Origin of the sequence: Limnohabitans sp. Rim11, assembly GCF_001269365.1 — a bacterium.
GTDB lineage: Bacteria > Pseudomonadota > Gammaproteobacteria > Burkholderiales > Burkholderiaceae_C > Limnohabitans_A.
In genome coordinates this window covers 827,896-844,519 of record NZ_CXOM01000001.1, presented here as the reverse complement: position 1 = coordinate 844,519, position 16,624 = coordinate 827,896, and the positions used below count along the sequence as shown (strand labels likewise).

Sequence of the window (16,624 nt, the reverse complement as noted above, 5' to 3'; positions counted from 1 at the left end):
TGTCAACTAGGATTGACACTAAGTGTCAATATTTAAATACACATCAGCAAAATAAATGCGGACTGTGCTTTAAAGACTCAGGGCAGCTCTGAATCGACTTCGGTGTCGGACAAGATGCCAAAGCGTCGAAGTTTGACGTAAAGGCTCTGCCTTGAAAGGCCCAACATCTCGGCTGCGGAGGCGCGATTGTTGTGCGTTAACTCCAGCGCAGCTTCAATGCACATGCGCTCGATGGTGTCGACGGTTTCGCCCACAATGTCCTTGATGGGGCGGCGACCGACCAATTGGGACAATTCGGCAAAAGGGTGAGGTACAGCAGCGGTGCTGGCACCGGAGGCCGCCTGCATGCGGCGGTCCATGTCTCTAACAAAGAAGGCATACATGGGCTCAGGGCGCGACAAGTACACGGCACTGACTTCAACAGGCAGCGTCATGCCAGACAAGGTTTTGACCTCGGTGGCAAAGTTGCGAACGGGCAAGTGCTGCTTGAGCGACGTATTCAGCACACCCCAATCAACCGCCCCCCTTTGCAACCAACGCTCCATGGACTGGCCAATGACTTGAGAAGATGCCGTGAGGCCCAACAAGGCCATGCCTTCTTCGTTGACGCTTTTGACGGTGCCAGACGTGTCGGTGAGTAACCAACCATCGGGGAATTTTTCCATGGCTTCGCTCAGCACGACAGAAGACTCTGAATCGACCAGCGAAACGGCAGAAGACTCTCTTTGCGTTAATCGCACCAAAAATTGTGCGCCGCCCTCTTGTCTGAACACAGTCGCCGACACCGTCAGGGGCGATGGGGCGCCTAACAACACGGCCGAACACATTTCAATGCGGCCTGTGGCCAAAGCTGTCCGAAGCAATGATTGCACTTCGCCTTGGCTGCCTGCATCGAAGCACTCTCTGAAATCACGGCCTACCAAGCGCTTGCCGGCATCTTTGAACAAGGCCTGCGCACCCACGTTGGCTTCGATTAAGCGGTAAGAAGCGGCATCGATCATGAGCACCGCTTCGGGCGATGTTTCAAACAAAATTCGATAACGCGCTTCGATGTGGCGCAGACGCAAATAGTCTCGCTCTACCGATTGTTGTGTTTCGACCAATCTGCGCTGCAACTCTGCCAGCCGTTCGAGGTTTCGACCTACGGCTAAAAACTTGCCGCCTTTTTGGGGGACTGTAACGTATTGAATGGCCGCCTCACCGCCAGAGGGCGTGGGGTGATTGACGTGGCGCCAATTGAGCACTGCGTTCTCATCTGAAACTTGCAGGAGCTCTTGAATTTTCTTCTTACTTTCCACCGTGACAGTGTCGATCCAACGCTTGCCCATCCAAGCCTGGCAACCCAAGGTGGCCATGGTGTCTTGCGCCGTGGACACGTCCTCAATGACGCCTTGGCTGTCAATGATCAAACTGACGTCCGAAACCACGCCCAAAAGCTTGGAGAAAGTGGCTGGATCGAGGTTTTTGGTGTTCATTGGTACTGCAAATTGACTTCAGTGATGTGAAGTTGACACTTTTTATTGTTGGCGAAGCATACACTCAAAAATTGCCCTGAAGGATTAGGGCAGATCTTGGGAATTGATCGAAGACAAATCAAGGTGTCAATTTAATTTGACGCTCCATGTTCAGTAGGGTTTGGGTGACTTTTTCGACAGCTTGAATGGCATTGCCTTTCAATAGAACTGTCTTGGGCCAGGTCACAGTGTCTGGGGCCAGCGACGCCATAGGACCGCCGACAAAAACCTGAAGCGCCGAGTTAACGCTGCCTGCCAACAATTCTGGCAGGGACTGTTGAATTTCTGTCAAATGCCGGTCGGTCGCCAAGGACAAACCCACGGCATCAAACCAATCTGATTGGAAGCTTCTTTTGAAGTCGCTCATGTCTGTAGGGTTGGCCAAAGTGACATTCCAGCCAGCGCGCCTGAAAAACTCGCTCAGCATGAAGACGCCCAAGCCATGCTGCGATCCGGGCTCGGTCATGAGCAAAAGGCTGTACCCATTGGGCTCCAACCGACCTTCAGTGACAAACTCGGCACTGTAATCGTGCAGCATTTGGTGGAGCCTAGAAAACCCGATGGTGCACTCGACAAAACTCAGTTTGTCTGAGAGCCAGTGGTCGCCCAAGGCCTTGGCGCTTTCTGCAATGCCATTTAAGTAAATCTGGGACAAAGTCAGTCCCTGGCGCTGCCAACCCACAATCACTTTGCGGGTTTCCTCCAAACTTTCAAGACTGGCATCGGCCAACAGGACCACCTGCGCCTTGTCAATTCCATCATTTTTGCCAAAAGTAGTACCCCCCACCAGGCGGGGACCGACATTCTGGTTCGCTTTTTTGGCGCTCACGGGCGTGCCAGCATCCCAGCGCGCTTGCTTTTGCCCCTCTGAACGATCCAATTGATGCTGACTCACAGCGTTCACCTATGCCTTTTTTTGACGCCTTCAGTGTCCTAGAACTTAACAGAGTTTCAATTTGGTGTAAACCCTACATAACATATTTATTGTCAATTTATATTGACACTTATCAGATTGGGCCGTAAAGTTGCCTCAGTTCATTCGCTAACAAAGGGCAGCATGCAGGATAAGCAACCACAGGTTTTGTACACACCAGAGCAACGTGCTCGGCGTGATGCAACAAAGTGGACCTTGGTTCAAGGCTTGTTAGCGCCTGTTCAGTTCTTGATTTTCTTGGTCAGCTTGTACTTGGTGCTGAACAGTTTGCAGACCGGCGAGCACACCGACTGGGCGCTGGCCTCCGTGGTGATCAAAACACTGGTGCTCTACGCCATCATGATTACAGGCTCCATTTGGGAAAAAGTGGTGTTTGGCAAGTACCTTTTTGCACATGCTTTCTTCTGGGAAGACGTGGTCAGCATGTTGGTCTTGGCGCTTCACACCGCTTACTTGTGGGTGTGGTGGCAAGGTCATTGGTCTTCCAATGACCAGCTGCTGTTAGCCCTGGCCGCCTATGTCACCTACGGCATCAATGCCGCGCAGTACATCCGCAAATTGCGCATGGCTCGTTTGCAACGGCCTTCAACACAGTCCAGCGATCTTGAACAAACGACCGCAACAGGTCCACAGGTGAGTCTATGAGCCCCGTCATTCCTATTCGCGCTGAAACCACCACCGGTTGCACCGATGTCACGCCTTTGGTTCAACGCGGACAACGCGAGGTTTTCTGCGGTCTCACAGGCATCATTTGGTTGCACCGAAAAATTCAAGACGCCTTCTTTTTGGTCGTGGGTTCTCGCACCTGCGCCCATTTGATTCAATCTGCTGCCGGTGTGATGATTTTTGCTGAACCACGCTTTGGCACCGCCATCATTGACGAGCGTGATTTGGCTGGCTTGGCCGATGTGCACGAGGAACTCGATCGCGTGGTGCACCAGTTGTTGAACCGCCGCCCCGACATACGCATGCTGTTCTTGGTGGGCTCTTGCCCCTCTGAGGTGATCAAGTTGGATTTGTCACGCGCAGCACAGCGTTTGAATCAAATTCACCATCCTGCCGTGCGAGTGCTCAACTACTCTGGCAGCGGCATTGAAACCACGTTTACACAGGGCGAAGACGCCTGCTTGGCCGCACTGGTACCAGGCTTACCTAGCATGAATCCTCAAGTGCCTTCGCAAACCAAACCACAACTGATGGTAGTGGGCACCTTGGCCGATGTGGTGGAAGACCAGCTGCGTCATTTGCTAGAGCAAATGAACATCACGGTAAATTTTTTCCCACCTCGCAACAGTCAAAAAATGCCTGCAGTGGGCGCTAACACGCGTTTCTTATTGGCACAACCCTTCTTGGCAGACACAGCCAGAGCCTTGCAAGATAGAGGCGCTCAGCATTTACCAGCCACCTTTCCATTGGGCATTGAAGGCACCACCTCATGGCTTCAAGCTGCCGCACAAGAATTTGGTGTTTCGCCTTTGTTGTTTGAAAAAGTCACAGCAGCACCGAAGCAACGCGCTGAAAAAGCTTTGGCCGTGCACCGTCAAATGCTCGATGGCAAACGCATTTTCTTCTTCCCAGATTCGCAGCTCGAAATTCCATTGGCGCGCTTCTTGAATCGCGAAATGAACATGGACTTGGTCGAAGTGGGTACGCCTTATTTACACCGTCAACACATGGCCGCTGAGTTGGCGTTGTTGCCCACAGGCACCCGCATTAGCGAAGGCCAAGATGTCGACTTGCAACTCGATCGTTGTGTCGAAGACAAACCCGACATGGTGGTGTGTGGCCTCGGCTTGGCCAACCCCCTGGAAGCCCAAGGCATGACCACCAAGTGGGCCATCGAGTTGGTCTTCACCCCCATTCAAGGCTACGAGCAAGCTGCCGATTTGGCAGGCCTGTTCAGCCGTCCGTTACGACGTCGCGAAAAGCTGGCGGCATAGGAATACAAGATGCAACTCACGCTTTGGACATACGAAGGACCGCCACACGTTGGCGCCATGCGCATTGCCACCGCCATGCGCGATGTGCACTATGTGTTGCACGCACCCCAAGGCGACACCTACGCAGACTTGCTGTTCACCATGATTGAGCGCTTGCCCCGCCGCCCGCCAGTCACATACACCACATTCCAAGCACGTGACTTGGGTGGCGACACGGCAGAGCTTTTCAAAGATGCGGCACGTCAAGCCATTGAACGCTTCAAACCTGCGGCCATGTTGGTAGGTTCATCCTGTACCGCCGAACTGATTCAGGACGATCCAGGCGGTTTGGCACACGCCTTGAAGTTGGACATTCCTGTCATTCCTTTGGAGCTGCCTTCGTATCAGCGCAAAGAGAATTGGGGCGCCAGCGAAACGTTTTATCAACTGTGCCGCCATCTGGTTTTGAAGCCAGAAGAAAAGACTGCAAAGAGCCGTCCTAGCTGCAACATTTTGGGTCCAAGCGCATTGGGCTTTAGACACCGTGACGACGTGAAAGAAATCACGCAGTTGCTCAACAAATTGGGGGTCGACATCAACGTGGTTGCGCCTTTGGAAGCCACGGTTGCAGACATTCGCAAGTTGGCAGATGCCGACTTCAACGTGGTGCTGTACCCCGAGATCGGCATGAGCACTGCGCTATGGCTATTGCGTCAGTTTGATCAGCCGCATACAAAGACAGTTCCATTGGGTTCCAACGCCACACAAGATTTTATTCGCGAGGTGTGTGCCCTGGCTGGCATTGAAGTACCCGCCATTGAAGAGATGACAGCCCGAGCACGCTGGTACGCGCAATCTGTCGATTCCACCTATCTCACCGGCAAGCGCGTGTATTTGTTTGGCGATGCCACGCACGTGGTCAGCGCTGCTCGCATTGCCTCCGAGGAGATGGGCTTTGAAGTGGTTGGCTTGGGCACCTACAGCAGAGAGTTTGCACGCGAAGTGCGCGATTGCGCCAAGAAGTACGGCGTAGAAGCCTTGATCACCGACGATTACTTGGAAGTCGAAGCTCAGATTACAGAGCTGCACCCAGAACTTATTTTGGGCACGCAAATGGAGCGTCACATTGCCAAGCGACATGGCATTCCATGCGCCGTTATTTCTGCACCCGTGCACGTACAAGATTTCCCTGCACGCTACGCCCCTCAAATGGGCTTAGAGGGTGCCAATGTGTTGTTTGACACCTGGGTTCACCCACTCATGATGGGCCTGGAAGAACACTTGTTAGGCATGTTCAAGCAAGACTTCGAGTTTCACGAAGGTGCATCACCCTCTCACTTGGGAAGTGCACGCCCCGCAGAAATCATTGTGGAACAAGCGGTCACACAAAAAGAGGCTTCTAACCAAGCCACTTGGAGTGTGGAGGCTGAAAAAGAACTGGGCAAGATTCCATTTTTTGTGCGCGGCAAAGCCCGTCGCAACACCGAAAAATATGCCCTCGATCAAGGCGTAGCAACCATCACTGTGGACACACTTTACGATGCCAAAGCTCACTACAGCCGTTGAGATGAAGGGTTCTTCATCCACCACCAAGTCAGCTCGCGCTGGCATGCGGGTGGTGATGCTGACGCTGGACACGCATTTGTCCAGTGCAGCACAACGGTCTGCGGCCAAGTTAGCGCAGAAGTTGCCCGGTTTGGAGTTCAAACTGCACGCCGCCAGTGAATACCGCGCCAGTGATGATGCCTTGAAGCGTTGTTTGCAAGACATTGATCGCGCGCACATGGTGATTGTGTCCATGTTGTTCATGGAAGATCACTACTTACCCGTGATTGAAGCACTCACTGCCAAACGCGATCACTGCGATGCCATGGTGTGCATCATGTCGGCGCCCCCTGTGATGCAGCTGACCCGCATGGGCAAGTTCACCATGGGTGGCCAATCGTCTGGCTTGATGAGTTTGCTGAAAAAGTTGCGTCCTAAGGCCAAAGAAAACACCGAAGAAAAATCTTCTGGAAAATCTGAAGGCGCCAAGCAAATGGCCATGTTACGCCGCTTGCCCAAGTTGCTGCGATTTATTCCAGGTACTGCGCAGGATTTGCGCATGTTCTTTCTTACCATGCGCTACTGGCTGGCTGGGTCAGAGCAAAACATCACCAACATGGTGTTGAATTTGGTGGGCCGATATGCAGCACCAGAACGTCAGACTTTCAAATTGGGATCACAAGCCGAAGAACCTATTGAGTACCCAGAGGTAGGCTTGTATCACCCCAAGATGAAGGGCAAGATCTCCGAGAGTCTGCAGCAGTTGCCTAAAGAACTCGAAGGCAAGCCTACTGTTGGTTTGTTGCTCCTGCGCTCCTACTTGTTGGCAGGCAATGCCCTTCACTACGATGCAGTCATTGCAGCCATTGAATCACGTGGCTTGCGCGTCATTCCGGCATTTGCCAGCGGCCTGGATTCTCGTCCTGCCATTGAGAATTTCTTTTTGCACAACGGCAAGTCCAAAATTGATGCCCTGGTCTCTTTGACGGGTTTCTCTTTGGTGGGCGGCCCTGCCTACAACGATGCCAAAGCAGCAGAGCAAATCTTGTCGCAACTCGATGTGCCCTACATTGCGGCTCACCCCGTTGAATTTCAATCATTAGACCAATGGGGCAGTTCGCAACGCGGCTTGATGCCTGTTGAGAGCACCATCATGGTGGCTATTCCTGAGTTGGATGGCTCCACCATTCCCATGGTCTATGGCGGCAGACCCGGCCCAGCTGGCTCTAGCTGCACGGGTTGCGAGCGCAATTGCCACTTCACCACAGAACACCAATCGCAAGACATGTTCACCTGCGCCGAGCGCACCGACATGTTGTCTAGACGCGTTGAAAAGTTGGTTCAAAGCCGCTTGAAGCATAGAAGCGAGCGCAAGCTGGCCTTGGTGATTTTTAACTTCCCACCCAACAGCGGCAATGTGGGCACAGCCGCTTACCTGTCGGTGTTTGAGTCTTTGTTCAACACCCTCAAAACACTCAGCAACGAAGGCTACAACATTGATGTCCCAGCCAATGCGGATGTGCTGCGTGAAATGGTCTTGAATGGCAACCGCGAAATGTACGGCGCCGATGCCAATGTGCATCACATCATTCCGTCTTCTGAGCACGTGCGCAACGAACGTTGGTTAAAGCAAATTGAAGCGCAGTGGGGCCCCGCCCCTGGCAAGTTGTTAACCAATGGCCAAGGCTTGTTTGTACAAGGCGTTCAGTTGGGACAGGCCTTGGTTTGCATTCAACCCGGCTTTGGCTACGAAGGTGATCCCATGCGATTGCTGTTTGAAGCAGGCTTTGCACCCACGCATGCTTTCAGCGCTTTCTATCGCTACTTGCGCAAGGATTTCAAAGCCGATGCCGTCTTGCACTTTGGCACGCACGGTGCCTTGGAATTCATGCCTGGCAAGCAATCTGGCTTGTCTGGCAATTGCTGGCCCGATCGCTTAATTGACGATTTGCCCAACCTGTATTTCTACGCTTCCAACAATCCTTCTGAAGGCGCCATTGCCAAACGCCGTGGCAGTGCCACCCTGGTGAGCTATTTGCCACCTACGTTTGCAGAGTCTGGTTTGTACAAAGGCTTGTCAGAGTTGAAACAAACGCTGGACAGATGGCGCGCCCTAGACGATGAATTGAGCGAAGAGCGCAACGACTTGGCAGCGATGATTCATCAACAAGCCGTCGCGTTGGAGCTTAGGGTTCCCGCCTCTGTTTCTGCTGAAGCCTCCCTGTCAGAGCCTTGGATCAATTCCTTGGTGGACCAACTGCTTGAGCTTGAGTACTCGCTCATTCCTGAAGGCTTGCACGTGATTGGCCAATTACCGACACGATCACAGCGTTTGGCCACTTTGAAAGCCATGGCCAAGGCCATGGAAATTGAAGAGCCAGAGTTGTTGGAACGTTTGGTAGATGGTGTGACTGAAGACCAACTCAAACGCAGTGCTAAGCACCTGACAGCAGCACAACAAGATGCCTTGCACCAATTGGTTCATTCCAACGTGCTGTTGAACCAAGAAAGTGAACTGAATGGCCTGCTGCGCGCCCTGGATGGTCGCTACGCTTTGCCAGCACCGGGTGGCGATTTGCTCCGCAATCCGGATGTGTTGCCTACCGGCCGCAACTTGCACGGTTTGGACCCTTTCAAATTGCCAACAGCCTTTGCTGTGCGTGATGGTCAAAAGCAAGCCGAAAAACTCTTACAGCGCTACGCACAAGATGGCTCAGGTTTACCAGAGTCCATTGCCATGGTGTTGTGGGGCACAGACAACCTCAAAACCGAGGGCGGCCCCATGTCGCAGGCATTGGCTTTGATGGGTGTTTTGCCACGCTTTGATTCCTACGGCCGTTTGACGGGTGCGCAATTGGTTCCTTTGGAAACCTTGAATCGTCCCCGCATTGATGTGGTGATTACTTTGTCAGGCATCTTCCGCGACTTGCTGCCCATGCAGATCAAGCTCTTGGCGGAAGCCAGTTTCTTGGCTGCCAGTGCAGACGAGCCCAGCGAAATGAACTTCATCCGCAAGCATGCTTTGGCCTATATGGCAGAGCATGGCGGTGACATCGAAGCAGCATCCTTGCGTGTGTTTGGCAATACCGAAGGTGCCTACGGCTCCAACGTCAACATGTTGGTGGACAGCTCCTCATGGCAGCAAGAGGATGAATTGGGCGATGCCTTTACCTCGCGCAAAGGATTTGCGTATGGCCGCGAAGGCAAGCCTGTTCGCAACAACCAATTGCTGAAGAGTGTGTTGGCTGATGTGTCACTGACTTATCAAAACCTTGACTCTGTGGAGTTGGGCGTGACCAGCATCGACACTTACTTTGACACTTTAGGCGGTATCAGCCGCGCTGTACTCCAAGCCAAGCACGACCGCGATGGTGATGCAGCGACTGCACCGCCTGTTTATATCGTGGACCAAACACAAGGCGATGGCGTGGTACGCAGCCTGACTGAACAAGTCGCTTTAGAAACACGCACACGCATGCTCAACCCCAAGTGGCACGAAGGCATGCTGCAACACGGCTACGAAGGCGTCCGTCAAATTGAAGTGCACCTGACCAACACCATGGGTTGGTCGGCCACCACAGGTCAAGTCCAACCTTGGGTCTATCAGCAACTGGCGCAAACTTTTGTGCTCGACCCTGCCATGCGTGAGCGCATGGCGCAATTGAACCCCACATCATCGGCCAAGCTTGCAAATCGCTTGATCGAAGCATCTCGTCGCGAGTATTGGAAACCCGATGCTGAGACTATGAATGCCTTGCTGCGCGCCGGCGAGGAACTTGAAGACCGCCTTGAAGGCATTAAAGAGGGACAACCAGCATGATCGAAACGACCAGCATCCCAGTGCAAAACATCAAAAAGAATTCCAAACTTGATGGTGAGGGCAGTGTTCAATTCCAAATGGACCCCACTGTCAAAATTGGCAATGCCAAAGTTTTTGCTGTGTACGGCAAAGGCGGTATTGGCAAGAGCACCACCTCTTCCAACTTGTCAGTTGCTTTCAGCAAGTTGGGCAAGCGAGTGTTGCAAATTGGGTGCGACCCAAAACACGACTCGACGTTTACGCTGACCAAAAAATTAATGCCCACGGTCATTGATGCCTTGGAGAGCGTGGACTTTCACGCTGAAGAACTTCGCCTCGATGACTTTGTGTTCAAAGGCTATAACGGCGTGATGTGCGTTGAAGCCGGTGGACCTCCCGCAGGCACAGGCTGCGGCGGTTATGTGGTGGGACAAACCGTCAAGTTGCTCAAAGAGCATCACCTGCTGGAAGACACCGATGTGGTGATTTTTGACGTCTTGGGCGATGTGGTGTGCGGCGGCTTTGCAGCGCCCTTGCAACATGCCGACCGTGCGCTGATTGTCACAGCCAACGACTTTGACTCCATCTTTGCCATGAACCGCATCGTTCAGGCTATCGGTGCCAAGGCCAAGAACTACAACGTGCGTTTGGGCGGGGTGATTGCCAACCGCAGCGATGCGACAGACCAAATTGACAAGTACAACGCCGTGGTGGGTTTGAAAACCATGGCGCACTTCCCCATGCTGGACGAAATTCGCAAGAGCCGTTTGATGAAGAGCACTCTGTTTGAACTGGAGCCAACACCCGCAGTGAAGGCTGTTCAAGACGAGTACATGCGCCTTGCTGCAGCCTTGTGGTTGGGTAGCGACCCCTTACCTTCCGTGCCTATGAAAGACCGCGATATTTTTGATCTGCTCGGTTTTGATTGAAGCGAATCACTGGAATTCAAACAACATGAACACTCGCGCTTACGAACAACGTCGCAGCCAGATCGAACATTACTTCGATCGCACGGCTGCTGACGCCTGGGCTCGCCTCACCTCCAACGAACCTGTGGGACGCATTCGCGCCACCGTTCGTGCAGGTCGCGACACCATGCGTAACACCCTTCTGTCTTGGTTGCCAGAAGACTTAAATGGCAAACGCATCTTAGATGCAGGTTGTGGCACAGGCGCATTGGCCGTTCAAGCGGCGCTTCGCGGTGCAGAAGTGGTGGCCATTGATTTGTCGCCTACCCTGGTCAAGCTGGCCGGCGAGCGTGTGGCCAGCGATCACCCCAACTTGACTGGCAGCATTGAGTTTTTGTCGGGCGACATGCTCAGCCCAGATCTAGGTCACTTTGATCATGTGGTGTGCATGGATTCTTTGATCCATTACAACTGCGATCAGATTTCCGATGCATTGGCTGCATTGGGCCAACGCACCAGTGGCTCTATGGTATTTACCTTTGCACCACGCACCCCTTTACTTGCATTGATGCACAGCATGGGCCGACTTTTCCCAAGCTCTGATCGTTCGCCCTCTTTGTCACCTGTGGCCCATTCGGCTTTGCTTCATAAGCTCGACACTCACCCCGAGTTGACGCAATGGCAAGGCGGCCGCATGCAACGCGTGGCCAGTGGTTTCTACACTTCACAAGCCTGGGAGTGGACACGCGCATGAGCCTGAAAATGCCAGCATGGATGTCTGCTTATGCAACGCGCTTTTTGCCGTTTGCAGATGCGGCTTCGCACGACCTGCCTTTGGGCAGGTTGCTGCGTTTGTCCATGTTCCAGTTGGTCATTGGCATGATCATGGCTTTGATGGTGGGCACCCTGAACCGCGTCATGATTGTGGAGCTGCATGTGCCCGCGTGGTGGGTGGCCATGGCAGTGGCCATCCCCATGGTGTTTGCACCGCTTCGCACCCTCATTGGCTATCGCAGTGACACTCACCCTTCGGCATTGGGTCTAAGACGTATTCCTTATTTGTGGACCGGCAGCTTGTTGTTATTTGGCGGCCTGGCAGTCATGCCCTTCGCCTTGCTGCTGTTGGCTGAAGCTGTGCCCGAAACCTTGTTGCTCGGCCAACTGGGTGCAGGGCTTTCTTTCATCATGATTGGGACTGGCCTGCAAGTGACCCAAACGGCAGGCATGGCATTGGCCAACGATGTGGCACAAGAAGACAAACGTCCGCGCGTGGTGGCCTTGCTGTATTGCATGTTGCTGTTGGGCATGATTTTGAGCAGCGTCTTGTACGGTTTGTTCTTATCCGACTTCACCCCCCTCAGAATGATTCAAGTCATTCAAGGCTCTGCGGTGCTGGTCATTGTGATCAATCTTGTGTCGATGTGGAAACAAGAATCACGTCAGGCCAAACGCGGTGCACGCAAAGCAGGTGGCTTCAGCGCCAGCTGGAAAGAACTCATTGCCATGCCGCAAATGCGTCGCTTCTTATGGACAGTGGGCTTGGGCTCTTTTGCCTTCAGCATGCAAGACATCGTTTTAGAGCCCTATGGTGCTGAAATATTGGGCCTCAACGTGGGCAACACCAGTTCACTAACAGCATTAGGCGCAATTGGTTCATTGGTGGCCTTTGGTCTGTCTGCCAAATGGCTGGCTTCCGGATGGCATGCCTGCCGCTTGGCCAGCTTTGGCGTCTTGATTGGCTTGCCCGCATTTGCATTGGTTATTTTTGCTGCACCCACCGAGTCAGTGGCCATGTTTAGAACAGGTGTGGTCTTGATTGGTTTTGGTTCTGGTTTGTTTTCAGTGGGCATGCTGGTCACGGCCATGTCTTTTGAAAACACCCGCATGAGTGGATTGATTTTGGGCACCTGGGGTGCCGTCCAAGCCACTGCCACGGGTGCTGCCATGGCCATGGGCGGCGCTGTGCGCGACCTCGTGACAGAGATGGCTTTGTCGGGCCGTTTGGGTGAAGCCCTGAACTCACCCATCACGGGTTACAGCTTTGTGTATCACTTGGAAATGTATTTGTTATTTGTGGTGTTGATTGCCTTGGGCCCCTTGCTCAAGAAAAGTCGACACGAACCTTCTCAACCTATTTTGAAATTTGGTTTGGCTGAATTGCCAAACTGATCTGCATTGATTTAACAAGGAGCAGTCTTATGGAAACAGGCGCTATTACTCAGTATGTCGACGTTGCACAAATTGTGCTTTACATCTTTTGGGCGTTCTTCGCCGGCCTGATTTATTACCTCTTGCGTGAAAATCACCGCGAGGGTTATCCCATGGATTCAGGCCGTGAAAACGGTCCCAAGCAGGAAGGCTGGCCGCCCGTGCCCTCCCCAGTTGCTTACAAGACCATGGATGGCCATACATATTTGTCACCCGATCTGAACCGCCCAGACGGTCAGTACAGCGCACAACCAACTACACAATGGAATGGCGCCCCGATTGAACCCGTGGGCGATCCCTTGTTGGCCGGTGTAGGTCCTGGTGCCTGGGCGATGCGTGCCGATGTCCCCGACATGGAACACGGTGCTCCCAAAATTGTGCCATTGCGTTTGGCGCCCGATTTTGCGGTGGCCCATCAAGACACAGAGCCACGCGGCTTAGCCGTTGTGGGTGCCGATCGCAATGTGGCAGGCCATGTGGTAGAACTTTGGGTCGACCGCATGGAAATGGTCTTCCGTTACATCGAAGTGAAATTGGAAGGCTCTGAAAAAACTGTCTTGTTGCCCATGAACTTTGCCAGGATCAAGCCGCAAGGCATTCATGTGCACGCTTTGTTGGCACACCAATTTGCCAATGTGCCGCAAACCAAATCGCCAGATCAAATTACTTTGTTAGAAGAAGAAAAAATCACAGCGTATTTTGGTGCAGGCACTTTGTATGCAACCCCTGAGCGTCAGGAGCCCCTGCTGTGAAAGCCAGAACCGTCAGTGCCACTCACGAACATGAATGGGAAGCCGCCCCAGGCTTGCCCTCCACATTGCCAGACGGTGAAACCATCGTGTGGCAAGGCACGCCTGACTGGAAACAGTTGGCTGTGCATGCCTTTCATGTCCGCAAAATTGCTATTTACTTTGCCTTGATGGTCGGCGTTCAGTTCACGCACCTTTGGGGTGACGGCCTTGTTGGCCGAGAGTTGATTGTGCCTATTGTGGTGAGTCTCTCAATGGCATCATTGGCACTGGCCTTGCTGACCACTTGCGCATGGTTTGCGGGTAAGAGTTCGCTCTACACCTTCACCAACAAGCGCGTCGTGATGCGCATTGGTATTGTGTTGACACTGACTTTCAACTTGCCTTATCGCCGCATTGCAGGCGCTTCAGCCAAAGATTATGCGGATGGCTGTCAAGACATTGCTTTGGAGCTTTATTCAGAAGACCGTATCGGCTGGGCTCATCTGTGGCCCCATCAAAAAGCCTGGCATGTAAAGCACCCCCAGCCAACTTTGCGTTGCATCCCTAACGGCAAGCAGGTCAGTGAATTGCTGTTCAAAGTATGGCAAGAACACCACCAAGCTGAAAAAATTGTCACGGGCGTCTCAGCACCAAGGCCTGCCAATGACAGCCACAGCAGCGCACCACAAGGCGCAATGGCATGACTTCCCAAACTGCTTTGCCTGTGCCCAACCCCACACTGCCATTGGCCGTCAAATTGATCGGCAGCATGCTGCTGTTGATCTTGTTGGCCATTGGCTTTGCAAGATGGCAAGGCATTTCGGACAAGCAAGCAGATGCAGCCACCGTCTGGCAGCGTGATTTGGTATTTGCCGATGGACCTCAAGGCAGTGTGATTGTGAAAGATGCACAGAGCCAAACCGAGATTGCCCAATTTGAAGGTGAACAAGGCTTCTTGAGAAGCACCTTGCGTGCTTTGGTTCGTGAACGTAAACGTCAAAACATCGGCCCTGATGCACCCATGCAATTGCTGGGCCGCGCCGATGGTCGTTTGACCTTGCTCGACCCCAGCACCCAACAAAGAATTGATTTAGAAGCCTTTGGTCCAAGCAATGCATCCGTCTTTGCAGGATTGCAAAAGGCAGGCTTGACGCCTCTACAGAACGTTCAAATTTTAGAAAATAACAGGAGCTCACGATGAACGCCAATGCCGTCCGCAGCATCGAAACCATTGAAGACGCTAACAAAAAAGCGGTTCACGACGACTTGATAAGCCCCCGCTTTTACACCACCGACTTTGCAGCCATGGACCGCATCAACATTGAGCCTGTCCGCGCAGAGTGGGACCGGATGATGGCCGAGTACGAGGGCGACAACAACCACGATCACTTTCAGCGTGATGCCGCCTTTGCAGACGAAGTGCGCGACAACATGGCCAAGCTCTCGCCCGAGATGCGCCAAGAGTTCATGGACTTTTTGGTCAGCTCCCTCACCTCTGAGTTTTCTGGGTGTGTGTTGTACAACGAAATTCGCAAGAACGTGACCAACCCCGACATCAAACAACTGATGACCTACTTGGCCCGCGACGAATCGCGCCATGCTGGCTTCATCAACTTGTCGTTGCGTGATTTCAATTTGGGCATTGATTTGGGCAACCTGAAGCGCACCAAAAAATACACTTACTTCAAACCCAAATACATTTATTACGCTACTTACCTGTCCGAAAAGATTGGCTATGCACGCTACATCACCATCTTCCGCCAGTTAGAGAAGCATCCCGAAAAGCGTTTCCATCCCATCTTCCGTTGGTTTGAACTCTGGTGCAATGACGAGTTCCGTCATGGTGAATCGTTTGCGCTCATCATGCGCGCCAATCCCAAACTGCTCAGCGGTGGCAACAAGTTGTGGATTCGCTTTTTCTTGTTGGCGGTCTATGCCACCATGTATGTGCGTGACCACACACGTCCCATGTTGCACGAAGCCATGGGCTTGGACTCTAGCGAATACGACTATCAAGTGTTCCGCATCACCACAGCCATCACGCAACAAGTATTTCCCTTGGCCCTTGACACCGACAACCCTAAGTTCCGTCGGGGTCTAGAGCGCTTGTTTGCTATTTCACAAGCCATGGAAAAAGCCAAAGCCCGTGGTGGCGTTGTCGGTAAATTGCAGCAAGGCGTTTGCGCAGCCAAGGCCTTTGTGACCTTCGCAGGCTTGTACATGATGCCGGTCATTCAACAAGACTTGTCGCCGCAAGTTCGCATGGAACCCGCATGGTAATTGACGTCGTTTGGGCCTGTGTTTTCACAGCCATGTGCTGGTGGTTTGGCACGGGCGTGATTTTGTGGCTCGATCGTCTGCCCCCTGCAAGCTTCAGATGGAGTTTGCTGGGCTGGACCATGCTCTTGATTTTGAGTTTCAAGGGCGTTTATGAAAGCATGCGCGAAGTCAGCGTCGCCAATGCTTACTTGGCCTTTGGCAGTGTCATTGTGATGTGGGGTTGGCACGAGTTGGCCTTCCTGACGGGTTGGATCACGGGTCCTCGCAAAGTGGCACTGACCGAGGGTGCTCAAGGCTGGCAACGTTTTAAAGAATCTGTGCAAGTCATGCTTCACCATGAAGTGGCCTTGCTCCTCAACTTTGGCATTTTGTGGCTGATGCAAAAAGACCAGCCCAACCACGTGGCGCTTTGCACCTATGCCTTGCTGTGGTTCATGCGTCTGTCTGCCAAGCTGAATTTGTACTTTGGTGTGCCGCAAAACGGCGCGCAATATTTACCTTCGCATTTGGTTTATTTGGCCAGTTATTTCAGAACCAGGCTTATCACGCCTTGGTTTGTGATTTCCATCAGTGCCGCCATTGGCACCTGGTGTTGGTTGGTTTGGCAAGCACAGCAAGGCGCCATGGCCATCACCACTGGGTGGGTCATGCTGGCAACCCTGTTGGGCTTGGCCATTGTTGAGCACCTCATCATGATTTTTCCATTGCCACTTGAGCGGCTTTGGGGTTGGGCCATGGGCCAATCCTCGGTGGAAACACCACTCACTACCCCACATTAAGGCCCTC

14 protein-coding genes are annotated in these 16,624 nt (G+C 52.9%); 12 read left to right on the top strand and 2 right to left on the bottom strand.

What is annotated here, in order from left to right; genetic code table 11:
- Positions 1–77: 77 nt before the first annotated feature.
- Both ppsR and AMM03_RS04120 read right to left on the bottom strand, forming a co-directional pair.
- Positions 78–1,475: a transcriptional regulator PpsR gene (gene ppsR, locus AMM03_RS04125; protein WP_090129143.1), complete on the bottom strand. Its 1,398-nt coding sequence runs from the start codon at positions 1,473–1,475 to the stop codon at positions 78–80.
- 118 nt (positions 1,476–1,593) lie between these two features.
- Entirely contained in the window at positions 1,594–2,418 is an 825-nt protein-coding gene (locus tag AMM03_RS04120; RefSeq protein ID WP_090129142.1) for a cobalamin B12-binding domain-containing protein, read from the bottom strand.
- A 153-nt stretch (positions 2,419–2,571) separates the two neighbouring features.
- Here AMM03_RS04120 and bchF point away from each other — a divergent pair, with 153 nt between their 5' ends.
- The 12 genes from bchF to puhE are packed head-to-tail and all read left to right on the top strand — an operon-like array spanning position 2,572 to position 16,617.
- Positions 2,572–3,093, top strand: coding sequence for a 2-vinyl bacteriochlorophyllide hydratase (gene bchF, locus AMM03_RS04115; RefSeq protein WP_090129344.1), 522 nt, complete (start codon positions 2,572–2,574; stop codon positions 3,091–3,093).
- On the top strand, positions 3,090–4,388 hold the full coding sequence (locus AMM03_RS04110; RefSeq protein WP_090129141.1) for a ferredoxin:protochlorophyllide reductase (ATP-dependent) subunit N: 1,299 nt from the start codon (positions 3,090–3,092) through the stop codon (positions 4,386–4,388). The genes bchF and AMM03_RS04110 overlap by 4 nt, the downstream gene beginning before the upstream one ends.
- A 9-nt stretch (positions 4,389–4,397) precedes the next feature.
- Positions 4,398–5,933 (top strand): ferredoxin:protochlorophyllide reductase (ATP-dependent) subunit B, encoded by a 1,536-nt coding sequence (gene bchB, locus AMM03_RS04105; protein WP_090129140.1) that lies wholly within the window; start codon positions 4,398–4,400, stop codon positions 5,931–5,933.
- On the top strand, positions 5,908–9,732 hold the full coding sequence (locus AMM03_RS04100) for a magnesium chelatase subunit H (RefSeq protein WP_090129139.1): 3,825 nt from the start codon (positions 5,908–5,910) through the stop codon (positions 9,730–9,732). The genes bchB and AMM03_RS04100 overlap by 26 nt, the downstream gene beginning before the upstream one ends.
- The gene (bchL, locus tag AMM03_RS04095) at positions 9,729–10,640 is read left to right on the top strand and encodes a ferredoxin:protochlorophyllide reductase (ATP-dependent) iron-sulfur ATP-binding protein (protein WP_090129138.1); all 912 of its coding nucleotides are present in this window, start codon (positions 9,729–9,731) and stop codon (positions 10,638–10,640) included. The genes AMM03_RS04100 and bchL overlap by 4 nt, the downstream gene beginning before the upstream one ends.
- Before the next feature lie 25 nt (positions 10,641–10,665).
- On the top strand, positions 10,666–11,373 hold the full coding sequence (gene bchM / locus AMM03_RS04090; protein WP_090129137.1) for a magnesium protoporphyrin IX methyltransferase: 708 nt from the start codon (positions 10,666–10,668) through the stop codon (positions 11,371–11,373).
- Entirely contained in the window at positions 11,370–12,788 is a 1,419-nt protein-coding gene (locus AMM03_RS04085; RefSeq protein WP_090129136.1) for a BCD family MFS transporter, read from the top strand. Before bchM ends, AMM03_RS04085 begins: the two co-directional genes overlap by 4 nt.
- A gap of 29 nt (positions 12,789–12,817) precedes the next feature.
- Entirely contained in the window at positions 12,818–13,579 is a 762-nt protein-coding gene (gene puhA / locus AMM03_RS04080; protein WP_090129135.1) for a photosynthetic reaction center subunit H, read from the top strand.
- Entirely contained in the window at positions 13,576–14,262 is a 687-nt protein-coding gene (gene puhB / locus AMM03_RS04075; RefSeq protein ID WP_090129134.1) for a photosynthetic complex putative assembly protein PuhB, read from the top strand. The genes puhA and puhB overlap by 4 nt, the downstream gene beginning before the upstream one ends.
- Positions 14,259–14,759, top strand: a complete 501-nt coding sequence (gene puhC / locus AMM03_RS04070; RefSeq protein WP_090129133.1) for a photosynthetic complex assembly protein PuhC — start codon at positions 14,259–14,261, stop codon at positions 14,757–14,759. The genes puhB and puhC overlap by 4 nt, the downstream gene beginning before the upstream one ends.
- Positions 14,756–15,838, top strand: a complete 1,083-nt coding sequence (gene acsF, locus AMM03_RS04065) for a magnesium-protoporphyrin IX monomethyl ester (oxidative) cyclase (protein ID WP_090129132.1) — start codon at positions 14,756–14,758, stop codon at positions 15,836–15,838. The genes puhC and acsF overlap by 4 nt, the downstream gene beginning before the upstream one ends.
- Positions 15,832–16,617, top strand: coding sequence for a putative photosynthetic complex assembly protein PuhE (gene puhE, locus AMM03_RS04060; protein ID WP_090129131.1), 786 nt, complete (start codon positions 15,832–15,834; stop codon positions 16,615–16,617). The genes acsF and puhE overlap by 7 nt, the downstream gene beginning before the upstream one ends.
- The last annotated feature ends 7 nt before the right edge of the window (positions 16,618–16,624 follow it).